Annotated in this window: 24 protein-coding genes and 2 riboswitches; of the genes, 17 read left to right on the forward strand and 7 right to left on the reverse strand. The window is 72.5% G+C overall.

Annotated features, from left to right (window positions below; genetic code table 11):
- Window positions 1-73 precede the first annotated feature (73 nt).
- Together ABFY03_RS26185 and ABFY03_RS26190 are read left to right on the forward strand one after the other, a co-directional pair.
- Complete coding sequence (locus ABFY03_RS26185) at window positions 74-841, forward strand: enoyl-CoA hydratase/isomerase family protein (RefSeq protein ID WP_346170973.1); 768 nt, start codon at window positions 74-76, stop codon at window positions 839-841.
- Between the two features lie 128 nt (window positions 842-969).
- Window positions 970-1,470 (forward strand): ATP-binding protein, encoded by a 501-nt coding sequence (locus tag ABFY03_RS26190; RefSeq protein WP_319011820.1) that lies wholly within the window; start codon window positions 970-972, stop codon window positions 1,468-1,470.
- 299 nt (window positions 1,471-1,769) lie between these two features.
- Here the strand turns inward: ABFY03_RS26190 and ABFY03_RS26195 are convergent, their stop codons facing one another.
- Window positions 1,770-2,408, reverse strand: a complete 639-nt coding sequence (locus ABFY03_RS26195; protein ID WP_319011819.1) for a GNAT family N-acetyltransferase — start codon at window positions 2,406-2,408, stop codon at window positions 1,770-1,772.
- A 75-nt stretch (window positions 2,409-2,483) separates the two neighbouring features.
- Here ABFY03_RS26195 and ABFY03_RS26200 point away from each other — a divergent pair, with 75 nt between their 5' ends.
- The 3 genes from ABFY03_RS26200 (at window position 2,484) to ABFY03_RS26210 (ending at window position 4,114) form a co-directional block, all read left to right on the forward strand.
- On the forward strand, window positions 2,484-2,699 hold the full coding sequence (locus ABFY03_RS26200; protein WP_015036303.1) for an EF-hand domain-containing protein: 216 nt from the start codon (window positions 2,484-2,486) through the stop codon (window positions 2,697-2,699).
- Between the two features lie 85 nt (window positions 2,700-2,784).
- Window positions 2,785-3,702: a CopD family protein gene (locus ABFY03_RS26205; RefSeq protein ID WP_346170974.1), complete on the forward strand. Its 918-nt coding sequence runs from the start codon at window positions 2,785-2,787 to the stop codon at window positions 3,700-3,702.
- 172 nt (window positions 3,703-3,874) lie between these two features.
- Window positions 3,875-4,114, forward strand: a complete 240-nt coding sequence (locus ABFY03_RS26210; RefSeq protein WP_319011817.1) for a hypothetical protein — start codon at window positions 3,875-3,877, stop codon at window positions 4,112-4,114.
- A gap of 67 nt (window positions 4,115-4,181) precedes the next feature.
- Here the strand turns inward: ABFY03_RS26210 and ABFY03_RS26215 are convergent, their stop codons facing one another.
- The 4 genes from ABFY03_RS26215 to gcvT all read right to left on the reverse strand — a co-directional run bounded on the left by ABFY03_RS26215 (window position 4,182) and on the right by gcvT (window position 8,565).
- Window positions 4,182-5,552 (reverse strand): L-serine ammonia-lyase, encoded by a 1,371-nt coding sequence (locus tag ABFY03_RS26215; protein WP_319011816.1) that lies wholly within the window; start codon window positions 5,550-5,552, stop codon window positions 4,182-4,184.
- A 149-nt stretch (window positions 5,553-5,701) separates the two neighbouring features.
- A complete protein-coding gene (gene glyA, locus ABFY03_RS26220) occupies window positions 5,702-6,970 on the reverse strand; it encodes a serine hydroxymethyltransferase (protein WP_319011815.1) in 1,269 nt (422 codons plus the stop codon).
- A gap of 24 nt (window positions 6,971-6,994) precedes the next feature.
- Window positions 6,995-7,372, reverse strand: coding sequence for a glycine cleavage system protein GcvH (gene gcvH, locus ABFY03_RS26225; RefSeq protein WP_031010399.1), 378 nt, complete (start codon window positions 7,370-7,372; stop codon window positions 6,995-6,997).
- 77 nt (window positions 7,373-7,449) lie between these two features.
- Window positions 7,450-8,565, reverse strand: a complete 1,116-nt coding sequence (gene gcvT / locus ABFY03_RS26230) for a glycine cleavage system aminomethyltransferase GcvT (protein WP_319011814.1) — start codon at window positions 8,563-8,565, stop codon at window positions 7,450-7,452.
- A 53-nt stretch (window positions 8,566-8,618) separates the two neighbouring features.
- Window positions 8,619-8,716: riboswitch (glycine riboswitch) on the reverse strand.
- Window position 8,717: 1 nt separating this feature from the next.
- Window positions 8,718-8,820, reverse strand: a riboswitch (glycine riboswitch).
- A 172-nt stretch (window positions 8,821-8,992) separates the two neighbouring features.
- On the opposite strand from gcvT, the gene ABFY03_RS26235 reads away from it, so the two are divergent.
- The 11 genes from ABFY03_RS26235 to ABFY03_RS26285 all read left to right on the forward strand — a co-directional run bounded on the left by ABFY03_RS26235 (window position 8,993) and on the right by ABFY03_RS26285 (window position 20,525).
- Entirely contained in the window at window positions 8,993-9,655 is a 663-nt protein-coding gene (locus tag ABFY03_RS26235) for an AAA family ATPase (RefSeq protein WP_319011813.1), read from the forward strand.
- 104 nt (window positions 9,656-9,759) lie between these two features.
- On the forward strand, window positions 9,760-10,500 hold the full coding sequence (locus ABFY03_RS26240) for an enhanced serine sensitivity protein SseB (RefSeq protein WP_319011812.1): 741 nt from the start codon (window positions 9,760-9,762) through the stop codon (window positions 10,498-10,500).
- An 87-nt stretch (window positions 10,501-10,587) separates the two neighbouring features.
- Complete coding sequence (locus tag ABFY03_RS26245) at window positions 10,588-11,382, forward strand: enhanced serine sensitivity protein SseB C-terminal domain-containing protein (RefSeq protein ID WP_319011811.1); 795 nt, start codon at window positions 10,588-10,590, stop codon at window positions 11,380-11,382.
- A 226-nt stretch (window positions 11,383-11,608) separates the two neighbouring features.
- Window positions 11,609-13,279: an ABC transporter substrate-binding protein gene (locus ABFY03_RS26250; RefSeq protein ID WP_319011810.1), complete on the forward strand. Its 1,671-nt coding sequence runs from the start codon at window positions 11,609-11,611 to the stop codon at window positions 13,277-13,279.
- A 92-nt stretch (window positions 13,280-13,371) separates the two neighbouring features.
- Window positions 13,372-14,367, forward strand: a complete 996-nt coding sequence (locus ABFY03_RS26255; RefSeq protein ID WP_346170975.1) for an ABC transporter permease — start codon at window positions 13,372-13,374, stop codon at window positions 14,365-14,367.
- On the forward strand, window positions 14,367-15,326 hold the full coding sequence (locus ABFY03_RS26260; RefSeq protein WP_319011808.1) for an ABC transporter permease: 960 nt from the start codon (window positions 14,367-14,369) through the stop codon (window positions 15,324-15,326). Before ABFY03_RS26255 ends, ABFY03_RS26260 begins: the two co-directional genes overlap by 1 nt.
- Window position 15,327: 1 nt before the next feature.
- Window positions 15,328-16,320 carry an ABC transporter ATP-binding protein gene (locus ABFY03_RS26265; RefSeq protein WP_319011807.1) on the forward strand — a complete coding sequence of 331 codons (993 nt, stop codon included), beginning with the start codon at window positions 15,328-15,330 and terminating at the stop codon, window positions 16,318-16,320.
- Window positions 16,317-17,627: an oligopeptide/dipeptide ABC transporter ATP-binding protein gene (locus ABFY03_RS26270; RefSeq protein WP_346170976.1), complete on the forward strand. Its 1,311-nt coding sequence runs from the start codon at window positions 16,317-16,319 to the stop codon at window positions 17,625-17,627. Before ABFY03_RS26265 ends, ABFY03_RS26270 begins: the two co-directional genes overlap by 4 nt.
- Window positions 17,628-17,697: 70 nt before the next feature.
- A complete protein-coding gene (locus ABFY03_RS26275; RefSeq protein WP_319011805.1) occupies window positions 17,698-18,375 on the forward strand; it encodes a trimeric intracellular cation channel family protein in 678 nt (225 codons plus the stop codon).
- 22 nt (window positions 18,376-18,397) lie between these two features.
- A complete protein-coding gene (locus tag ABFY03_RS26280; protein WP_319011804.1) occupies window positions 18,398-19,261 on the forward strand; it encodes a thioesterase family protein in 864 nt (287 codons plus the stop codon).
- A 100-nt stretch (window positions 19,262-19,361) separates the two neighbouring features.
- Window positions 19,362-20,525, forward strand: a complete 1,164-nt coding sequence (locus tag ABFY03_RS26285) for a cysteine desulfurase family protein (RefSeq protein ID WP_346170977.1) — start codon at window positions 19,362-19,364, stop codon at window positions 20,523-20,525.
- Here ABFY03_RS26285 and ABFY03_RS26290 read toward each other — a convergent pair.
- Window positions 20,518-21,186, reverse strand: a complete 669-nt coding sequence (locus ABFY03_RS26290; protein ID WP_319011802.1) for an N-acetylmuramoyl-L-alanine amidase — start codon at window positions 21,184-21,186, stop codon at window positions 20,518-20,520. The genes ABFY03_RS26285 and ABFY03_RS26290 overlap by 8 nt on opposite strands.
- A gap of 60 nt (window positions 21,187-21,246) precedes the next feature.
- Here ABFY03_RS26290 and mnmA point away from each other — a divergent pair, with 60 nt between their 5' ends.
- Window positions 21,247-22,371, forward strand: a complete 1,125-nt coding sequence (mnmA, locus tag ABFY03_RS26295; RefSeq protein ID WP_319011801.1) for a tRNA 2-thiouridine(34) synthase MnmA — start codon at window positions 21,247-21,249, stop codon at window positions 22,369-22,371.
- Between the two features lie 13 nt (window positions 22,372-22,384).
- On the opposite strand, the gene ABFY03_RS26300 is transcribed toward mnmA, so the two are convergent.
- Window positions 22,385-22,972: an alpha/beta fold hydrolase gene (locus ABFY03_RS26300; protein WP_319011833.1), complete on the reverse strand. Its 588-nt coding sequence runs from the start codon at window positions 22,970-22,972 to the stop codon at window positions 22,385-22,387.
- Between the last annotated feature and the right edge of the window lie 46 nt (window positions 22,973-23,018).

Here is a 23,018-nt window from a genome sequence, read left to right on the forward strand (position 1 = left end):
GGGCCCGGTGCCGTCCGCTCTGTGAGCAACGGCACCGGGCCCGGTCCCGTTAACGGCCACTAACCTCTTCCCCATGACTGTGAACCTCGAAGTCGCCGACGGCGTCGGCACGATCCGTCTCGACCGCCCGCCGATGAACGCCCTGGACATCGCCACCCAGGACCGGCTGCGCGAGCTGGCCCAGGAGGCCACCGACCGCGACGACGTGCGGGCCGTCGTCCTCTACGGCGGCGAGAAGGTCTTCGCGGCCGGCGCGGACATCAAGGAGATGCAGGTCATGGACCACGTGGCCATGGTCGAGCGGTCCCGCGCGCTCCAGGACTCCTTCACCGCCGTCGCCCGCATCCCCAAGCCGGTCGTCGCCGCGATCACCGGCTACGCGCTCGGCGGTGGCTGCGAACTCGCCCTCTGCGCCGACTACCGGATCGCCGCCGACAACGCGAAGCTCGGCCAGCCCGAGATCCTGCTCGGCCTGATCCCCGGCGCCGGCGGCACCCAGCGGCTGTCCCGGCTCGTCGGTCCCTCCAGGGCCAAGGACCTCATCTTCACCGGCCGGATGGTGAAGGCCGACGAGGCGCTCACGCTCGGCCTGGTCGACTGGGTCGTCCCGGCCGCCGAGGTGTACGAGCAGGCGCACGCCTGGGCGGCGAAGCTGGCCCAGGGCCCGGCGGTGGCGCTGCGCGCCGCCAAGGAGGCCGTCGACCAGGGCCTGGAGGCCGACATCGACACCGGGCTCGCCCTCGAACGCACCTGGTTCTCGGCGCTGTTCGCCACCGCCGACCGCGAGACCGGCATGCGCAGCTTCGTCGAGGAGGGCCCGGGCAAGGCGAAGTTCGCCTGACGTCCGTCCGTCCGTCCGCCTGACGGCCCGTCGTTTCCGACGGGCCGTCAGGGCGACGCGCCGTCCCGCGGGGGCCATTCCACCGGAACGGCCCCCGCGGTGCGTCTCCGGCGGTCATGATGGGGGGCATGGCGGGCCTGGAGAGCAGGGAACAACCGCGGCAGGGCGGTGTGCCCGCCGCACGGTGGACACCGACCCTGGAGGACGAAGAGGCCCTCGTGGCGATGGCGGAGTGGGGCAACCCGGCGGAGGGCGACGTGCGTCTGCCGTCGCGGCCGGAGTCCGCCAGGACCGCCCGCCGGATGACCCAGTACGTGGTGCTCCGGCAGTGGGGGCTCGGTCCGACCCTCGCCGAGCACGCGGTCCTGCTCGTCTCGGAGCTGGTGGGGAACGCGGTCCGGCACACCGGTGCCCGGGTCTTCGCGCTGCGCGCCCAGCGGCGCCCGGGGCGGATCCGGATCGAGGTGCGGGACCCGTCCCGCGGACTGCCCTGTCTGATGCCGGTCGCCGAGCTCGACGTGAGCGGCCGGGGCCTCTTCCTGGTCGACAAGCTCTCCGACCGGTGGGGCGTGGACCTGGGGCCGCGCGGCAAGACCACCTGGTTCGAGATGAGGGTCAGCGACCGCTGAACGCACGAAAGCCCCCGTGCGCCGTGGTGAGGCTGCTGGGGGCTTCCGTGTGATGCGCCGTGGACGGGGGGGTGTATCCACGGCCGCTGAAGCGACCTGGCCCGGGTCAATGGGGGTCGTAGCACCGACTATGGCAGACGGCGGGCCATACCGCCAAGCGCCCGTATATACATCAAAACGGACATATGGTGACGTTTTCATTGTGAATCGTTGGTGACGTGCGGCACTCACCTTGAAAACTGTGAATGGCTATGCGATTCATCGTTTGTTTCCCTCGATCATCCACATACTGGACAGCGTCAGGCGGCGGTGAGCAGCGCCTCCGAGGCCACCGGTCGGTACCCGGCCGCCTGGAACGTCCGCACGCTCCGCGCGTTCCCGGGCGACTGCTGCGCCCAGACCACCCCGCCCGGCGTCAGATGGCGCGCCGCCGTCGCCAGCGCCCGGCCCAGACCCCGGTGCCGCACCGCCTCGTCCACCTCCACGGCCGCCTCCCAGCGCCCTGCCACCCCGCGCCCCAGGATCAGCACCCCGCCGTCCGCGGCCCACACCCGTACGTCGTCCCGGTACTTCAGCGCCCGCGCCACCCGCGGGTGCTCCGGGTCCTCGATCTCCCGCAGCTCCAGCGGCGGCGGGCCCGGCAGGGCGTCGGCGACCGTCAGCAGGTCGACCGTGTTCATCCGCCGGCCGGTCCGGGTCATCAGCCGCACCAGAAAGCCGGGGTTCATGCTCGCCGCGAGCGGGTCGCTGCCGGTCGCCGCCAGCTCCGCCCGCACCCACGCCGGGTCGACGTCGGCGAAGACCACCGAATGGGCCGTGAAGGCCAGCACCCCGGCGTCCCGCCGGTCCGGCTGCGGCACCACCGTCGTCCCGCCGTCCATGGGCGGGAACTCCCCGCGCGCCGCCGCCGCCAGTATCCGTGTCACGTCACCGCTCATACCGCCATCATCGGACACCGCGCGGCCAGCTAATCTGACCCCCGTCAGAACAGCACCGAGAAGGGGCGGACAGCAGTGGCGGACATCGAGTCGGCACGCACGGCATTCAACCGGTACGACGTGGACGGGGACGGCTTCATCACCGCCGCGGAGTACAAGAGCGTCATGGCCCAGCTGGGTGACTTCAACGTCACCGAGACGGTCGCCGAGGCCCTCATCAAGCAGCGCGACGACAACGGCGACGGCCGCCTGTCGTGGGACGAGTTCTGGTCCCACCTCAGCAAGGCGTGACCCGGGCCTGACCTGCTCCGGGACCGGGACCGGGCGGCGTTCACCCTGAGTTGCCGCCCGTCCCGGGCTCGGTGACGATCGTCCGGTGACGCTTCCCGGACCCCTCGGCACCCCGAGCCGTCGAGGCGCCGCGGTGCTCGCCGCCGCCGCCGTCCTCGGCGTCCTCGCCGTCGCCCTCCTGGGCGCCGGCCTCGCCCGGACAGGCACCGGTGAACTGCGGATACCCGCGGCCGGCACCACCACCCTGCTCCGGATCCTCCTCCTCGCCGGACTGGCCCTCGCCGTCGGCGAACTCGCCGGCACCCGGCTGGCCGGCGACGGCCCCCTGCCGCGCCGCCTGGCTGCCCCCGGCGCCCTGCTCGCCGCGGCCGCCTCCGCCGCCCTCCTGCTCCTCCTCGCCGCCGTCAGCGGGCTGAGCCTCCCCGTCGTCTACGGGCTCCGCGAGGGCCGGCTGCTGCTGGTCACCGCCAACGCCTGTCTGCTCGCCGCGGTCTGCGCCGCCTCCCGGCGCCCCGGCCTCGCCGCCCTCCCGCTCGCCGCCGCGATCGTCGCCGAGGCGCTGCGCGCCCACCCCGAGAGCGCCGGCTTCGGCGTCGGCGCCGGACTCACCGTCGTCCACCTCACCGCCGCCTCGCTCTGGACCGGCTCCCTGCTGTACGTCCTCCGGGTGCTGCGGCTGCGCGGCGGCGGCCGCGAGGTGCTGCTCCGGTACGCCCGGATGGCCGCCTTCGTCTACGCCGCCCTGGCCGTCACCGGCACCGTCTCCACGCTGCGCCGGCTGCCGCTGGACGTCGTGCTGGGGACCGCGTACGGCAGGGTCCTGCTCGTGAAGCTCGCCCTCTTCGGCGGCGCCAGCCTGCTGGCCCTGATGGCCCGCTCCCGCCTGATGTCCGGCGCCGACGCCCGCCCCCCGGCCCGGATCGAGCTCACCGCCCTCGCGGTGATCGTGGCCCTCTCCGCCCTCCTCACGGTGGTGCCGGACCCGCACTGGATCCGCTCCTGACCGCTCGATTCCGGCCGTCTGCCCGGAATCCGGCCATACGTCCGGGGATTGGCCTAGACCTATTGCCCGTGACGGGGGCGGCCGATACGTTTCGTCCCGGCTGCGCAGCCGGCACGAAACGCACGGCACCATCCCGTAACGCATCGCATCGTTCATTTCAGGAGGACATGCCATGTTCCGTCGCGTCGCCGCCGCCCTCGCCACCGCGGCCACCGCCGGGGCCCTCGCCCTCGGCGCCGCCGGCACCGCCGAGGCCGCCGGTCCCGGCTTCTATCCGCGCAGCCACCACGCCTCGTACGCGGAGTGCCAGGCGGCCGGCCAGGCGGGCGAGTGGATGTGGGGCAAGATCTACTTCTGCGAGCCCTTCCACCCCAGCCGCCCGGACGTCTACGTCCTCTGGGTCCGCTACTGACCCGCACGCGCGAAGGCCGGTCCCGCGGGGGCGGGACCGGCCGTGCGTCACGTACGCGCGCGCGTGCTCAGCACTCGATGATGTTCACCGCGAGGCCGCCGCGGGCGGTCTCCTTGTACTTGACGCTCATGTCCGCGCCGGTCTCCTTCATGGTCTTGATGACCTTGTCGAGGGAGACCAGGTGGCTGCCGTCGCCGCGCATCGACATCTTCGCCGCCGTCACGGCCTTGACCGCCGCCATGCCGTTCCGCTCGATGCAGGGGATCTGGACCAGGCCGCCGACCGGGTCGCAGGTCAGGCCCAGGTTGTGCTCCATGCCGATCTCGGCCGCGTTCTCCACCTGCTCGGGGGAGCCGCCCAGGACCTCGGCGAGGGCGCCCGCCGCCATCGAGCAGGCCGAGCCGACCTCGCCCTGGCAGCCGACCTCGGCGCCGGAGATCGAGGCGTTCTCCTTGAAGAGCATGCCGACCGCGCCCGCCGCCAGGAGGAAGCGGACGATGCCGTCCTCGTCGGCGCCCGGGACGAAGTTCATGTAGTAGTGCAGGACGGCGGGGATGATGCCGGCCGCGCCGTTGGTCGGGGCGGTGACCACCCGGCCGCCCGCCGCGTTCTCCTCGTTCACCGCCATGGCGTAGAGCGTGATCCACTCCATCGCGTGCGCCGCCGGGTCGCCCTCGGAGCGCAGCTTGCGGGCGGAGGTCGCGGCGCGGCGGCGGACCTTCAGGCCGCCGGGGAGGATGCCCTCGCGGGACATGCCGCGCGAGACGCAGGACTGCATGACCCGCCAGATCTCCAGGAGCCCCGCGCGGATCTCCTCCTCGGTCCGCCACGCCTTCTCGTTCTCCAGCATCAGCGAGGAGATCGACAGGCCGGTCTCCTTGGTGAGGCGGAGCAGCTCGTCGCCGGTGCGGAAGGGGTACTTCAGGACGGTGTCGTCCGGGATGATCGGGTTCTCGCCCGCCACCGCGTCCTCGTCGACGACGAAGCCGCCGCCGACCGAGTAGTACGTCTTCTCCAGGACGAGCCCGCCCTCGGCGTCGTACGCGAAGACCGTCATGCCGTTGGCGTGGTAGGGCAGCGCCTTGCGGCGGTGCAGGACGAGGTCGTCGTCGAAGGAGAACGGGATCTCGTGGGCGCCGAGCAGGTTGATCCGCCCGCTCGCCTTGATCCGCTCGAACTCGTCGTCGGCGCTCTCCACGTCGACCGTGCGCGGCGAGTTCCCTTCCAGGCCGAGGAGGACCGCCTTCGGGGTCCCGTGGCCGTGGCCGGTCGCGCCCAGCGAGCCGTACAGCTCGGCCCGGACCGAGGCCGTCCGCGCCAGGAGGCCCTCGTTCTTCAGCCGGCGGGCGAACATCCGGGCCGCGCGCATGGGGCCCACCGTGTGGGAGCTCGACGGGCCGATGCCGATCGAGAACAGGTCGAAGACCGAGATGGCCACGGAAGGACTCCTTGTGGGGGCTAGACGTCGTTGTCTGCCGGGGTGGTGCAGAAACGCTGAGCATGGGGCGGGGCACCGCGCTCACCGTCCAGTGTGCGCGGTGCCCCAGGTGTTCCGTACGAACAGGCTCGGAACTAAATCGTACGAAATTACTTCAGGCCGGGGTACAGCGGGTGCTTGTCGGCCAGCGCCGTCACGCGGGCCTTCAGCGCCGCGGCCTTGTCCTCGTCGTAGCCCGGCTTGAGGGCCTCGGCGATGATGTCGGCGACCTCGGTGAAGTCCTCGGCCCCGAAGCCGCGGGTGGCGAGGGCCGGCGTGCCGATGCGCAGGCCGGAGGTGACCATCGGCGGGCGCGGGTCGTTCGGGACGGCGTTCCGGTTGACCGTGATGCCGACCTCGTGGAGCCGGTCCTCGGCCTGCTGGCCGTCGAGCTCCGAGTTCCGCAGGTCCACCAGGACCAGGTGCACGTCGGTGCCGCCGGAGAGGACCGAGACGCCGTGCGCCGTGACGTCGTCCTGGACCAGGCGCTCGGCCAGGATCCGGGCGCCGTCCAGGGTGCGCTGCTGGCGCTCCTTGAACTCCTCCGAGGCCGCGACCTTGAAGGAGACCGCCTTGGCCGCGATCACGTGCTCCAGCGGGCCGCCCTGGAAGCCGGGGAAGACCGAGGAGTTCAGCTTCTTCGCGAACTCCTTCTTCGCCAGGATGACGCCGCCGCGCGGGCCGCCGAGCGTCTTGTGCGTGGTGGAGGTCACCACGTCCGCGTACGCGACCGGGTTCGGGTGCAGACCGGCCGCGACCAGGCCGGCGAAGTGGGCCATGTCGACCCACAGGTACGCCTCGACCTCGTCGGCGATCCGGCGGAACTCCGCGAAGTCCAGCTGACGCGGGTACGCCGACCAGCCGGCGATGATCACCTTCGGGCGGTGCTCCTTGGCCAGGCGCTCGACCTCGGCCATGTCGACCAGGCCGGCCTCGTCCACGTGGTACGCGACCACGTTGAACTGCTTGCCCGAGAAGTTCAGGCGCATGCCGTGGGTCAGGTGACCGCCGTGCGCCAGGTCCAGGCCGAGGATCGTGTCGCCCGGCTGGGCCATCGCGAAGAGCGCGGCCTGGTTGGCGGAGGCGCCGGAGTGCGGCTGCACGTTGGCGTACTCGGCGCCGAACAGGTCCTTGATCCGGTCGATCGCGATCTGCTCGGCCACGTCGACGTGCTCGCAGCCGCCGTAGTAGCGGCGGCCCGGGTAGCCCTCGGCGTACTTGTTGGTGAGGACGGAGCCCTGGGCCTCCATGACCGCGACCGGAGCGAAGTTCTCCGAGGCGATCATCTCGAGGGTGGACTGCTGACGGCGGAGCTCGGCGTCGACGGTGGCGGCGACGTCGGGGTCCAGCTCGTGGAGGGGAGTGTTCAGAAGCGACATGAAGCGATCCCTACGGGGTCTCGGTCAGCCTGCGGTGAAGGCGGTGTACTCGTCGGCGGTGAGCAGGTCGTCCTGCTCGGCCGTGAGGCGCACCTTGAACAGCCAGCCGCCCTCGAACGGAGCGGAGTTCACCAGCGACGGGTCGTCCACGACGTCCTGGTTCGCCTCGACGACCTCGCCGGTCACCGGGGAGTACAGCTCGCTCACGGACTTGGTCGACTCCAGCTCGCCGCACTCCTCGGTCGCGGTCACGGTGGAGCCGACCTCGGGGAGCTGGACGAACACGATGTCACCGAGGGCGTTGGCCGCGTGCTCGGTGATGCCGACCGTGGCGACGCCGTCCTCGACGGCCGACAGCCACTCGTGCTCCTTGCTGTAGCGAAGCTGCTGGGGGTTGCTCATGGCCTGATTCTCCTGGATCGGGGGAGTGCGGATGTACGGGGGTCTTGCGGGGTGAGACGTGTCGTGAGACGAATGCGTCACTTCTGGCGCTTGTAGAACGGCAGCGCCACGACCTTGTAGGGCTCGTGGGTGCCGCGGATGTCCACGCCCACGCCCTCGGTCCCGGGGGCCGCGTGCGCCGCGTCGACGTACGCCATCGCGATCGGCACGCCGAGCGTGGGGGAGGGGGCGCCGGAGGTGATCTCGCCGACGGCCTCGCCGCCGAAGACGACCTGCATGCCGGCGCGCGGGACGCGGCGGCCCTCGGCGATCAGGCCGACCAGCTTGCGCGGCGGGGCGGTCTCGGCGCGCTCGGCGGCGGCCTCCAGGGCCTTGCGGCCGACGAAGTCGCCCGGCTTCTCGAACTTCACGACCCGGCCGAGACCGGCGTCGAAGGGGGTGAGCGAGGTGGTGAGCTCGTGCCCGTACAGCGGCATGCCCGCCTCCAGGCGGAGCGTGTCGCGGCAGGACAGGCCGCACGGGATCAGGCCGACGCCCGCGCCCGCCTCGGTCAGGGCCTTCCAGACGCCCTCGGCGTGCTCCGGCTTCAGGAAGAGCTCGAAGCCGTCCTCGCCGGTGTAGCCGGTCCGGGCGATCAGCGCCGGGACGCCGGCGACGGTGCCGGGGAGGCCCGCGTAGTACTTCAGGCCGTCCAGGTCGGCGTCGGTGAGCTGCTTGAGGATGCCGGGGGACTCGGGGCCCTGCACGGCGAGCAGGGCGTACGCGTCGCGGTCGTCGCGGACCTCGGCGTCGAAGCCCCCGGCACGGGCCACCAGGGCGTCCAGGACGACCTGGGCGTTGGAGGCGTTCGCCACCACCATGTACTCGGTCTCGCCGAGGCGGTAGACGATCAGGTCGTCGAGGATCCCGCCGTCCTCCTGGCAGATCATCGTGTAGCGGGCGCGGCCGTTGCCCACCGTGGAGATGTTGCCGACCAGGGCGTAGTCGAGCAGGTCGACGGCCTGCGGGCCGGTCACGGTGATCTCGCCCATGTGGGAGAGGTCGAAGAGGCCGGCCCGGGTGCGGACGGCGTTGTGCTCGTCGCGCTCGCTGCCGTACCGCAGCGGCATGTCCCAGCCGGCGAAGTCGGTCATGGTCGCGCCCAGCGAACGATGCAGGGCATCGAGGGCGGTCAGGCGGGGGGTGGTGCTCATGATGGACGTGGCTCCCGGGTCCCGAAGGCGGAAAACATGACAGGCAAGGACGTTCCTCCCCATCTGTCATGGAACCTGAGAGGTTCACCGGGGGCATCCCCGGCTTGCACCTTGGGTGGGGACACGACGGGTGTCCCGCTTTTCAGATCTGCCTCATCCACGCGGTACGGGGCCTGAGAGATTCAAGGGAGGGACTTGCTCCTTCGGCGCCCGGACGGCCCCAGGGCCGGTCCGGAACTCTCCCGCGCGGATTCGAGCGGCCGGTATGCGGTTGTGGGCGCTGCGCGCGCCTGGCGCGCACATCCTCGCATACGGTGTCGGCGCCGCAAATCGCTTGTCTCGGATTACCGTTTCTTTACACTTCGTGGGCAAGGGTCTCCGTGAGGTCACCCGGTACGTCTCCCGGGGCCCGACAGGGGGAGCAGCGATGAGGATCCAGCACACCGGCGTCTTCGCCGGCGAAGCAGCCATACCGGCCCAGCGGGCCCGCGCCCGGACCCGCGCCCGCGGGCGCGTCGTGCGGGACCTGCGCGACCGGGGCGGGCGCGGCCCGCGCGCCCTGACCTTCGCCGCCGGCGACGTCGTGGTCGTCTCCGGACTGCCCGGCAGCGGCAAGTCCACGCTGCTGCGGCGGACCGCCGAGGGCCGCGGCGTCGACTCGCAGGACGCCCGCGAGCGCTGGGAGGCCCGGATGCCCCGCCTCCTGCCGTACGCGCTCTACCGCCCGCTGGTCCGGATCGCCCACTACGCCGGGCTCCGGCGGGCCCTGCGCTCCGGCGCCGGGGTCGTCGTCCACGACTGCGGCACCCAGTCCTGGGTCCGCGGCTGGCTGGCCCGCTCCGCCGCCCGCCGCGGCCGCGCCCTCCACCTGGTCCTCCTCGACGTCGATCCGGCCACCGCCCGGGACGGCCAGCGCGAGCGGGGCCGGGGGGTGTCCGCGTACGCCTTCGCCCGGCACCGCAGGGCCGTCGGCCGGCTCGTCGCCGCCGTCGAGGCGGGCCGGCTGCCCCGCGGCTGCGCCTCCGCCACCCTCCTCGACCGGGACGCGGCGACCGTGCTGCGCCGCATCGGCTTCCGCGACACCGCCTGACGCCCGTCCCGGAGGCGGGTTCTGGTCACGGCCGGGGCGGGGCGGCGTTAGGGTGCTGCGGGACGGCCGGGACCAGGGCCGTACGAGAAGGGGACGGAACCACCGTGGACGTGACGTGGCCGGGCAACGAGCTGGAGGAGGCGCTGGCCGCCGCGCTCGGGGAGCCCGCGGCCGGAGGCCGGCTCATCGAGGTGCTCGGCCGCAGCCAGGTCTGGGTCCCGCTGCCCAACGGCGGCGGCCCCGACAGCCCCAGCCTGGACCTCGCCACGATGGAGATCGGCGGCGCCGCCTACGTCCCCGTCTACAGCTCGCAGGAGCAGTTCCTCGCCTGCGTCGGCGACCACATGTCCTTCACCGTCGCCCCCGCCCGTGACTTCGCCCGCGGGCTGCCCCCGCAGCTCGGCATCGCGGTGAACCCCGGCGGCGTCGTCGGCGTCCCGCTGCCCCCGCCCGCCGTCGCCGAGCTCTGCCGGGTCGGGCGCACCGCCCTCGACGGGCCCGCGTCCGGAGGCCGGGTCCGGCTCTTCGAGCCCGACTGGCAGGACGACCCGGTCGACTTCCTCGCCGCGGCCGCCGCCGAGTTCGACGCCACCGGCGTCGTCGCCACCGCCCGCCGCACCCTCGCCAGCGTCGAGGGCACCGAACCGGCCCTCTTCGTCGGCGTCCAGCTCACCGGCTGGGACGGCGTCGACCGCAACGCCCCGCTGGACGCCCTCGGCCGCGCCCTCGGCCGCGTCGAGGTCGCCTGGCCGGTCAACCTGATCCTGCTCGACATGGCCGCCGACCCGGTCGGCGACTGGATGCTGGAACGGGTGCGCCCCTTCTACCAGCGCGCCACCGGGTGACCTCCGGTCCTGTCTAAGCTGGACCGACCGACACCGATCCACCGAACCGAGCCGTACGACACAGAGGACAGAGGGGCGGGACCCAGGGTGAGCGCGTCAGGGGGCGCCACGACCGGACAGGTCGAGCACATGCTGCGCCAGGTGGCGCCCGGACGCTACGACGCGTACGAGGGGCTGCTGCACGCCCTGGCCGACGGCGAGCTGTACATGCTGCTGTGGCAGGGCAGCCCGGGCTCGCCGGAGGCCCAGTACGGCAACATGGAGGTCGACGGCCTCGGGTACGCGCCCTGCGTCACCTCCGCCGGCGAACTCGCCGCCTCCGGCTGGCACCGCGCCCACGAGCGCGTCACCGGCCGTGAGATCGCCCGGGCCCTCTACCCCGAGCGCTGGGGCGTCTGGCTCAACCCGCACGCGCCCGGCGGCGGCGTCGGCATCCCGTGGGCCGATCTGCGGCGGATCGCCACCGGCCTCGACCGGATGCCCGCCGGGCCCCTCCGGGTCTCCGAACCCGCCCTGGAGATCCCGCACTTCTACGCCCAGCTGACCCAGAACGCGCACCGGACCCCGGCCGTCCGCTCGCTCCGCCGCGGCTGGGTGCAGCCCGCGCTCGGGACCCCGTACCTGGTCATCGGCCTCGATCTGTACGACGGTTCGGCGGCGACCGTGGACGAGGTGCGCGCGATGATGCGCCAGTCGATCAACGCCGTGCCCGAGGGGCTGCCCGTCTCGACGGTCGCGCTCTCCGACGCGTACGACCCGGTCGCGCTCTGGCTGCGGGCCCACGCGCGGCCCTTCTACGACCGCGAGGCGCACGGCACCCCGTCCCAGCATGCGGGATCCCACCGTCCGGGATACGGCTACCCGCCGGCGCAGCACCGCTGACGCCCCCTTCGCACCCGTTACCCCGCCCTGGCCGAAATGCCTTGCCAGGGCGGGGTTTTGCGTCCACTTGAAGCCGCTCCGGCCGTCGATGTCCGGCAACCGCCCGATTTGGTGAGTGTCCGGGTCTCAGGTTGGTATCACCGCTATGCGGACTGTTCTCTGCGCCGTCACTCGCCAGTAGCGTTCGGCCGGTCAAGACCACACATGGCGACCCAGGGGTGGACCCATGCGCATACTCAATTCCCGGTCGACCCGGGCTCTGACGGCGGCCATCACGGTCGGCCTCATCGCCACGGGCTGCGCGAGCGACCGGGACAAGGACGAGAACAAGTCCGGAGCCAAGGACACCTTCGTGTTCGGCGCCCCCGGCGACCCGGCCTCCCTCGACCCGGCCCTCGCCTCCGACGGCGAGACCTTCCGGGTCACCCGTCAGGCGTTCGAGGCGCTCCTGGAGCACGAGTCCGGTGGCAGCAAGCTCATCGGCGGGCTCGCCGAGAAGTGGTCGAGCAACCCCGAGGGCACCGTCTGGACCTTCAACCTCCGCAAGGGCGTGAAGTTCCACGACGGCGAGACCTTCGACGCGAAGGCGGTCTGCGCCAACTACGACTACTGGTTCAACTGGAAGGGCACCTACCAGTCGAGCGCGGTCTCGTACTACTGGCAGACCATCATGGGCGGCTTCAAGGCCAACGAGGACAAGGAGACGCCCAAGGCGAACTACAAGTCCTGCACGGTCAAGGACGACGCCACCGCCGTCATCGAGGTCTTCGAGCCCTCCGCCAACCTCCCCGGCGGCTTCTCCCTCCAGGCCCTCGCGATCCACTCGCCGAAGGCGCTCCAGGAGTACGCGAAGCAGCAGGTCACCGAGGCCGGCGACGCCATCACGTACCCCAAGTACAGCCAGGAGGCCGGCACGGTCGCCGGCACCGGCCCGTACAAGATCACGAAGTGGAACAAGGGCAACAAGGAAGTCGCCCTGGAGCGCTTCGACGACTACTGGGGTGAGAAGGCCAAGGTCAAGAACCTGGTCTTCCGCACGATCGACACCGAGGAGGGCCGCCGCCAGGCGCTCCAGGCCGGTGACATCGACGGCTACGACCTGGTCGCGCCCGCCGACATCAAGACCCTCGAGGGCGCCGGCTTCCAGGTCCCGACCCGTGACGTCTTCAACCTGCTCTACCTCGGTATGACGCAGGAGGCCAACCCGGCGCTGAAGAAGCCCGAGGTCCGCCAGGCCATCGCGCACGCCGTCGACCGCGAGAACATCGTCAAGACCCAGCTGCCCGAGGGCGGCAAGGTCGCGACCCAGTTCATGCCCGACACCGTCGCCGGCTACTCGGAGAACGTGAAGAAGTACGCCTTCGACACCGCCAAGGCCAAGTCGCTCCTCGCCGGCGCCGGCGCGAGCGGCCTGTCGGTCGACTTCTGCTACCCGACCGAGGTCACCCGCCCGTACATGCCTGCCCCGCAGGACATCTTCGAGCTGGTCAAGGCCGACCTGGAGAAGGCCGGCATCAAGGTCAACCCCAAGCCGAAGAAGTGGAACCCGGACTACGTCGACGCGGTGGAGAAGGGCGGCTGCGCCCTCCACATGCTCGGCTGGACCGGTGACTTCAACGACGGCTACAACTTCATCGGCACCTGGTTCGCCGGGTACGACAAGCAGTGGGGCTTCAAGAACGACAAGGTCTTCAACGCGGTGAAGGCCGGCTCGCTCCAGGGCGACCCGACCAAGCGCACGGACCTCTACAAGGCCGCCAACGAGGCGATCATGGAGTACCTGCCGGGTCTCCCGCTGACCTCCTCCCCGCCGGCCATCGCGTTCGGCAAGAACGTGGTCCCGCCGAAGGTCTCCCCGCTGACGCAGGAGAACTTCGCCGAGGTCTCCTTCAAGTAACACACCCGTAAGCGGTCCGCCCGGTCACGCGTTCCTCCCGTGACCGGGCGTCCGCGCATCCACCCTCCATACGCAAGAAAGGGGCACGCGGGGTGTTGCGACTCGTCGTACGACGACTTCTCCAGCTCATACCCACCCTGCTCGGCCTGTCGGTTCTGCTCTTCATCTGGCTGAACCGACTGCCCGGCGGACCCGCCTCAGCGATCCTGGGCGAGCGGGCGACCGAAGCCGATGTGGCGCGCATCAACCGCGCGCTGGGCCTCGACCAGCCGATCTACGTCCAGTACGGACGCTTCCTCAAGCGGCTCCTCGACCTCGACCTCGGCACCTCGGTGCAGACCGGACAGCCCGTCTGGGACGAGTTCGTGCTGCGCTTCCCCGCCACGGTCGAACTCAGCCTCGCGGCCATGCTCATCGCCACCGTCGTGGGCATCCCGCTCGGCTACCTCGCCGCCCGCAAGCGCGGCGGCTGGATCGACGTGGCCTCCGTCTCCGGCTCCCTCGTCGGCATCTGCATCCCGGTCTTCTTCCTGGCACAGCTGCTCAAGGGCGCCTTCGGCGAGATCTTCGGCACCTTCGGCCGCCAGTCCACCGGCATCGACGCCACCAGCGTCACCGGCTTCGCCGTCCTCGACGGCGTGCTGACCGGCGAGTTCGACGCCGCCTGGGACGCCCTCATGCACCTGGTGCTGCCCGGCATCGCCCTGGCCACCATCCCGCTCGCGGTCATCGTCCGCATGACCCGCGCCAGCGTCCTGGAGGTGCTCGGCGAGGACTACATCCGCACCGCCGAGTCCAAGGGCCTGGAGCGCCGGGTCGTCCGCGTCCGCCACGTGCTGCGCAACGCGCTGCTCCCCGTCGTCACCGCCATCGGCCTGCTCACCGGCAGCCTGCTCTCCGGCGCGGTGCTCACCGAGTCCGTCTTCACCTTCGGCGGCATCGGCTCCTTCATCCGGACCGCCATCGACGCCCGCGACTACCCGGTGCTCGTCGGCTTCATCATGTTCATCGCCATGATCTACGTGGTGATCAACATGCTCGTCGACCTCGCGTACAGCGTCATCGACCCGAGGGTGCGGGTGCACTGATGAGTCTGACCAACACTGCCTCCAAGATCGACCGGCTCGCCCAGCTCACGGCGAAGACCGAGACCGCCAGCGGCGCCAGCCTGTGGCGCGAGGCGATGCGCCGGCTGCGCAACAGCAAGATGGCGCTCATCGGCGGCGCGATCATCGCCGGCTTCGTCGTGCTCGCGATCATCGGCCCCTGGATCGCCCCCTACAGCCCCACCGAGCAGACCTGGCGCGGCGAGGTCTTCGCCAACCGCGGCGAGTTCGTCGGCGCCCGCGCCGAGAACTGGTTCGGCCTGGACCACCTCGGCCGCGACCTGTTCTCCCGGATGCTCGTGGGCGCCCGCCAGACGCTGCTCGTCGGCGTCGTCTCCATGCTCATCGGCCTGCTGATCGGCGCCCTCGTCGGCATCGTCTCGGGCGCCGCGGCCACCCTCGGCGGGAAGGCCGGACGGCGGATCGACGACGCGATCATGCGCGTCACCGACATCCTGCTCGCCCTGCCGTCGCTGCTCCTCGCCGTCTCCGTCGCCGCCGTGCTGGGCCAGTCGCTCACCACCGTGATGATCGCCGTCGGCGTGGTGCAGATCCCGGTCTTCACCCGGCTCCTGCGCGGCTCGATGCTCGCCCAGGGCGGCAGCGACTACGTCCTCGCCGCCCGCTCGCTGGGCATCCGCAAGCGGCGGATCGTCTTCACCCAGATCCTGCCGAACTCGCTGAGCCCGGTGATCGTCCAGGCGACGCTCAGCCTCGCCACCGCCATCATCGAGGCCGCCGCCCTCTCCTACCTCGGACTCGGCAACCCCGACCCCGCGGTGCCCGAGTGGGGCGTCATGCTCTCCGCGGCCCAGCGGTTCTTCGACAACGAGCCGATGATGTCCATGTACCCGGCGGTCGGCATCGTCATCACCGCCCTCGGCTTCACCCTGCTCGGCGAGGCCATGCGCGAAGCCCTCGACCCGAAGCTGCGAGGCTGACATGCCACTGCTCACCGTGGACGAACTCACCGTCACCTTCGGCGGCCGCGGCCGCAAGGACGTCCGGGCGGTCAACGGCGTCTCGTTCAGCGTCGACCAGGGCCAGGTCGTCGGCCTCGTCGGCGAGTCGGGCTGCGGCAAGTCCGTGACCTCGCTCGCCCTCATGGGGCTGCTGCCCGCCAAGGGCGTCACCCTCGGCGGCCGGGCCGACCTCGACGGCACGGAACTGCTGTCGCTCTCCCCGTCGAAGATGCGCGACCTGCGCGGACGCGACATGGCGATGATCTTCCAGGACCCGCTGTCCTCGCTGAACCCGGTCGTCCCCATCGGCGTCCAGGTCACCGAGATCCTCCAGCGCCACCGCGGGCTGAAGGGCGAGGCCGCCCGCAAGGAGGCCGCCCACCTGCTCGACCGGGTCGGCATCCCCGACCCCACCCGGCGGCTCAAGGAGTTCCCGCACCAGCTCTCCGGCGGCATGCGGCAGCGCGCGCTCATCGCCATGGCGGTGGCCTGCGCCCCCCGCCTGCTCATCGCCGACGAGCCGACCACCGCGCTCGACGTCACCATCCAGGCCCAGATCCTCGAACTCCTCAAGGAACTGGTCGACCAGGAGGGCACCGCGCTGCTGATGATCACCCACGACCTGGGTGTCGTCGCCGGCCTCTGCGACCAGGTGAACGTCCTCTACGCGGGCAAGGTCGTCGAATCGGCCGCCCGGCGCGAGCTGTTCGCCCACCCGACGCACCCGTACACCCACGGCCTGCTCGGCTCCATCCCCCGGCTCGACGCCCCCCGCGGCGAGCCGCTCCACCCGATCCGCGGGTCCATCAACGACCAGATCGCCTGGGCCGACGGCTGCGCCTTCGCCCCGCGCTGCGACCGGTACGAGATGGAGTGCCTCACCGGCACGCCCGAACTGACCGAACCGCGCGCGGCCGGCCACCGCGCCCGCTGCGCGAACCCGGTCCTCGCCACGACGGAGGTACCGGCATGAGCCTGCTCGAACTCGACGGCGTGAAGGTCCACTTCCCCGTCAAGAAGGGCATCCTCTTCGACCGCACGGTCGGCCACGTCTACGCCGTGGACGGCATCTCGCTCAAGGTCGAGGCGGGCCAGACGTACGGCCTGGTCGGCGAGTCGGGCTGCGGCAAGACCACGCTCGGACGGGCCGTGCTGCGGCTCGTGGACGTCACCGACGGCTCCGTCGTCCTCGACGGCACCGACGTGGCCAAGCTGCCGGAGAAGGAGCTGCGCTCCTTCCGCCGCCGGCTCCAGATGGTCTTCCAGGACCCGCTGGGCAGCCTCAACCCGCGCCAGAACATCGAGTCGATCCTCAGCGAGGGCATGGCCGCGCACGGGATCGGCGCGAACCAGGAGGAGCGGCGGGAGAAGATCCGGGAGATCCTCGCCAAGGTGGGCCTGCCCGCCAACGCGCTCTCCCGCTACCCGCACGAGTTCTCCGGCGGCCAGCGCCAGCGCATCGGCATCGCCCGCGCGCTGGTCCTGGAGCCGGACCTCATCATCTGCGACGAGCCGGTCTCCGCGCTGGACGTCTCCATCCAGGCGCAGGTGATCAACCTCCTGGAGGAGCTCCAGGAGTCGATGGGCCTGACCTACCTGGTCATCGCCCACGACCTGGCCGTCGTCCGGCACATCTCGGACGTCATCGGCGTGATGTACCTCGGCGCGCTGGTGGAGGAGGCGCCGAGCGACACGCTGTACGAGGAGCCGCTGCACCCGTACACCCGGGCGCTCATGTCCGCCGTGCCGGTGCCCGACCCGGAGGTCGAGGAGCGGCGCGAGCGGATCCTCCTCCGCGGCGACCTGCCGTCCCCGGCGAACCCGCCGGCCGGCTGCCGCTTCCACACCCGCTGCCCGTGGGCGCAGCCCAAGTGCGCGGAGGAGCGGCCGGAGCTCACGGACGCGGGCGACGGCCACAAGGTGGCCTGCCACTTCACCCAGGAGATCCGCTCGGGCGAACTCCGCGCGGCGGGCGAGACCGACGCCACGGCGATCCCGGCCCAGGCGAAGGCCCCGGCGGAGGAGACCGCCTCGAAGGCGACACCGGCCGAGGCGACGCCCTCGGCCGAGGGCGCGGCCGAGGCGACCGCTTCGGACGAGGCCGCTTCGGAGGAGGCGCCGGCCGAGGCGACCGCTTCGGACGAGGCCGCTACGGAGGAGGCGCCGGCCGAGGCGACCGCTTCGGACGAGGACCCGTCGGAGGAGGCCGCCCAGGACGAGGCGCCGGCCGAGGGGGCCCCGGGCGACGGGGGCGCCTCCGGGAAGGCCGGGGGCAAGTAGCGCGGAGCCGGAAGGGCCCGTCCGCCGTGTGGCGGACGGGCCCTTTCCGTACACACGGCACAATTGGCCGGTGCTTCACGATCTGTTCAGCCCGTCGGTCCAACACACGCTCGACCTCGTCGGGATCTTCGTCTTCGCCATCTCCGGCGCCCTCCTCGGCGTCCGGAAGAACTTCGACGTCTTCGGCATGGCCGTGCTCGCCGAGGTCACCGCGCTCGGCGGCGGTCTCCTCCGCGACCTCATCATCGGAGCCGTACCCCCGGCCGCCTTCACCGACCTCGGCTACTTCCTCATGCCGCTGGTCGCCACGGCCCTGGTCTTCTTCCTCCACCCCGAGGTGGAGCGCACCCAGACGATGGTGAACGTGTTCGACGCCGCCGGCCTCGGTCTCTTCTGCGTGACCGGGACGACGAAGGCGTACGACTACGGGCTCGGCCTCACCTCCTCGGCGGCGCTCGGCCTCGCCACCGCCGTCGGCGGCGGTGTGCTGCGCGACGTGCTCGCCAACGAGGTGCCCTCGCTGCTCCGCTGGGACCGCGACCTGTACGCCGTCCCCGCGATCGTCGGCGCCGCCATGGTCGTCCTCTGCATCCGCTTCGACGTGCTGAACGCGTACACCAGCGGCGCGGCGGTGCTCACCGCCTTCCTCCTGCGGCTGCTCGCCATGCGCTACCACTGGCGGGCGCCGCGCGCCTGGAACCGCCGGTCGTCCGCCCGCGAGGAGCCCGAAAAAGCTACCGCTCAGTAATTTCCTGCTGTACCTTCGGGACATGAGCACGAGTACCGAGACGAGCCCGGCCCCGCGGACCGAGGCGCGCAGCGAGTTCGACCGGGACACCGCCGTCACCCTCCGCGAGCCCGGGGTCTACGACGCCGAGCTCTCCGCCGGCTGGACGATCATCCACGCCGTCAACGGCGGCTACCTCCTCGCCCTCCTCGGCCGCGCCCTCGGCGAGCACCTGCCGCACCCCGACCCCTTCACCATCTCGGCGCACTACCTCACCCCGTCGGTGCCGGGCCCCGCGGTCATCCGCACCGAGACCGTCCGCACCGGCCGGACCCTCTCCACCGGCACCGCCTCGCTCTACCAGTACGCCGAGGACGGCACCGAGGTCGAGCGGATCCGCGTCCTCGCCTCGTACGGCGACCTCGGCGCGCTCCCGGACGACGTCCGCACCAGCGCGACCCCGCCCGCCCTCGCTCCGATCGAGCAGTGCTTCAGCGCCGCCGACAACCCCGCCCCGGCGATCCCCGGCTCCTCCGCCATCGCCGACCGGCTCGACCTCCGCCTCGACCCCGCCTGCGTCGGCTGGGCGCTCGGCGCCCCCTCGGGCAAGGGCGAGATGCGCGCCTGGTTCGGCCTCGCCGACGGCCGCGAGCCCGACGCGCTCTCCCTGCTGCTCGCCGTCGACGCCCTGCCGCCGACCTCCTTCGAGCTGGGCCTCAAGGGCTGGACGCCGACCGTGGAGCTCACCACCCACGTCCGCTGCCGCCCCGCCCCCGGCCCGCTGCGGGTCGCCATCACCACCCGCAACCTCGCCGGCGGCTTCCTGGAGGAGGACGCCGAGGTCTGGGACAGCGCCGGCCGGCTCGTCGCCCAGTCCCGCCAGCTCGCCCGCGCCCCGCGCGACTGAACCGGCCGGTCCCGGCGGCACGGCCCGGACCGTACGGCCGCCGGGGCCGGCCCGGGCTCGTCGAGGAGCGCCCTGACCGGGCTCGTAGAATCGACCCACCATGGCTTACCTCGACCACGCCGCGACCACGCCCATGCTGCCCGAGGCGATCGAGGCGATGACCGCCCACCTCGCCGTCACGGGCAACGCCTCGTCCCTGCACGCCGCCGGGCGGCGCGCCCGGCGGACCGTCGAGGAAGGCCGCGAGACGCTCGCCGCCGCGCTCGGCGCCCGCCCCAGCGAGGTGGTGTTCACCTCCGGCGGTACCGAGGCCGACAACCTCGCGGTGAAGGGCCTCTACTGGTCCCGCCGGGACGCCGACCCCCGCCGCACCCGCGTCCTCGCCAGCCCCGTCGAGCACCACGCCGTCCTCGACGCCGTCGACTGGCTCGCCGGCCACGAGGGCGCCGAGGTGGAGTACCTCCCCGTCGACGCCCACGGCCGGGTCCACCCCGACGCGCTGCGCGAGGCGATCGCCCGCGACCCGGAGTCCGTCGCCCTCGCCACCGTCATGTGGGCGAACAACGAGATCGGCACCGTCATGCCGGTCCGCGCGCTCGCCGACGCCGCCGCCGAGTTCGGCGTCCCGCTGCACGCCGACGCCGTCCAGGCCGTCGGCCAGCTCCCGGTCGACTTCGGCGCCTCCGGGCTCGCCGCCATGACCGTCTCCGGCCACAAGATCGGCGGCCCCTACGGCATCGGCGCCCTGCTCCTCGGCCGCGAGCACACCCCCGTCCCCGTGCTGCACGGCGGCGGCCAGGAGCGACACGTCCGCTCCGGCACCCTCGACGTCCCCGCCGTCGCCGCCTTCGCCACCGCCGCCCGCGTCGCCACCGACGGGCAGGAGGGCTTCGCCCGCGTGATCGGCGCCCTGCGCGACGCCCTCGTCACCGCCGTCCGCACGGCCGTCCCCGACGCGATCCTCGGCGGCGACCCGCTCGACCGGCTCCCCGCCAACGCCCACTTCACCTTCCCCGGCTGCGAGGGCGACTCCCTGCTCCTGCTCCTCGACGCCGCCGGCATCGCCTGCTCCACCGGCTCCGCCTGCACCGCCGGCATCGCCCAGCCCAGCCACGTCCTCCTCGCCACCGGCACCGACCCCGAACTGGCCCGCGGCACCCTCCGCTTCTCCCTCGGCCACACCTCGACCCAGGACGACGTACGCGCCGTCGCCGACGCCATCGGCCCGGCGGTCGAACGCGCCAGGACCGCCGGCCTCAGCTAGTCCGGGCCGGGAGCTTCGTCAGCTCCTTCCGCACCAGGGTCAGATACCGGTCCCAGTCCCAGTGCGGGCCGGGATCGGTGTGGTCGGTGCCCTCGACCTCCACGTGCCCGATGATGTGCTCCCGGTCCACCGGTATCCCGTGCCGCCGGCAGATGTCCGCCGCCAGCCGCGCCGACCCCGCGTACATCTCCGCCGTGAAGTCCGCGGGACGGTCCACGAAGCCCTCGTGCTCGATGCCGACGCTCCGCTCGTTCATGTCCCGGTTCCCGGCGTGGAAGGCCACGTCGAGCTCCCGGATCATCTGCGCCACATGCCCGTCCTTGCGGACCACGTAGTGGGCGGCCGCCCCGTGCAGCGGATTGCGGAACACCTTCAGCGCCGTCGCGTACGAGCCCTGCACCACGTGGATCACCACCCGGTCGATCCGGTAGTCGTCCGGGCGGTCCGCCCGCCGCCAGTTCGCCTGGTGCGCCGCCGTCCACTCGGCCGCCTCGTGGTCCAGCTCCCCGTCCGTCCGCGGCTTCTCCATGCCCGGCAGCCGCCACCAGGCCCGCGCCAGCTCCTCGCGCGCCAGCACCGCCGTGCCCACCACGGCCGCGCCGCCGCCGAGCAGCACGGCCCGCCGGCCGACCCCCCGCTTCTTGCCGTTCTCGCTCCCCATGCTCCCCAGAACGCCGGTCCCGCCCGCGCGGTTCCCGCCGCCCCGTACCCTGGTAGGGCTATGACTGAGACTCCGCGCCCCCTCCGCGTCCTCGCCGCCATGTCCGGCGGAGTGGACTCCGCCGTCGCCGCCGCCCGAGCCGTCGAGGCCGGCCACGACGTCACCGGAGTGCACCTCGCGCTCTCCGCGAACCCGCAGTCCTTCCGCACCGGAGCCCGCGGCTGCTGCACCATCGAGGACTCCCGGGACGCGCGCCGGGCCGCCGACGTCATCGGCATCCCCTTCTACGTCTGGGACCTCGCCGAGCGCTTCCGCGCCGACGTCGTCGACGACTTCGTCGCCGAGTACGAGGCCGGCCGCACGCCCAACCCGTGCCTGCGCTGCAACGAGAAGATCAAGTTCGCGGCCCTGCTCGACAAGGCGCTCGCCCTCGGCTTCGACGCGGTCTGCACCGGCCACTACGCCACCGTGGTGCTGAACGAGGACGGCAGCCGCGAGCTCCACCGCGCCTCCGACATGGCCAAGGACCAGTCGTACGTGCTCGGCGTCCTCGACGAGCAGCAGCTCGCCCACGCCATGTTCCCGCTCGGCGACACCCTCACCACCAAGGACGAGATCCGGGCCGAGGCCGAGCGGCGCGGCCTCGCCGTCGCCAAGAAGCCCGACAGCCACGACATCTGCTTCATCGCCGACGGCGACACCCAGGGCTTCCTCGCCGCCCGCCTGGGCAGGGCGGAGGGCGACATCGTCGACGAGTCCGGCGCCAAGCTCGGCACCCACGAGGGCGCGTACGGCTTCACCATCGGCCAGCGCAAGGGCCTCCGGATCGGCCACCCGGCCGCCGACGGCAAGCCCCGCTACGTCCTGGACATCTCGCCCGTGAACAACACGGTCACCGTCGGCCCCGCCGCGTCCCTCGACGTCACCGCCCTCACCGCGATCAAGCCCCGCTGGTGCGGCACCGCCCCCGAGGGCCCCGGCCGCTACACCGCCCAGCTCCGCGCCCACGGCGGCGAGACCGAGGTCAGCGCCGCCCTGGAGGACGGCGAACTGAAGGTCACCTTCGACGAGCCCGTCCGCGGCGTCGCCCCCGGCCAGGCGATCGTCCTCTACGACGGCACCCGCGTGGTCGGCTCGGCGACCATCGCCACGACGGTACGTCGCACGGCCGCCGCGCCCGCCTGACGAGGCGCCCCGCTCACAGGCCGTCGGACGCCTCCGCGGCCTCCGCCACGAACTCCGCGAGGACCGGCGCCAGCACGTGCGGCGCCACCTCGTGGGTCTGGCCCGTCAGCGTCCGGTGCCGGGCCCGCGGCAGCCGCGCCGACAGCTCCCGGGCCGCCCGCCGCACCGGCGCCGGGCTCGCGCCCCCGTCGACCACCAGTACGCGCGCGTGGACCTCCGGCAGCGGCCCGAGCGTGGCGTCGTACGGCGGCTCGAAGACCGACACCGCCGCCACCGGCAGCCCGGCCGCCGCGGCCGCCAGCGCCAGCGCACCGCCCGACCCGCTGCCGTGCACCGCCGCCCGGGGACCCGCCGCCGCGAGGACCGCCGCCAGGTCCTCGACCTCCCGCTCGACCGGGCAGCCGGCCGCGTCCTCCCGGCGGTCGTACACGTACACGGGGCAGCTCCGGGCCAGCAGCCGCGCGAGCGGCGCCTCCGCCGCCTCCGTGCCCGGGCCCCCGCCCACCAGCACCACCGCGGGCCCGTCCGCGGCCCCCGTCCCGTACCGCGCGTACGCGATCGGCGTCCCGTCCCGTGACACGACCGTCTTCACCTCGTCCATGGCAGGGCAGACCGGCGGGCTCACCGGAACTCATCGCCGTCGCCCG

The organism is Streptomyces roseofulvus, assembly GCF_039534915.1.
Classification (GTDB): Bacteria; Actinomycetota; Actinomycetes; order Streptomycetales; family Streptomycetaceae; genus Streptomyces; species Streptomyces roseofulvus.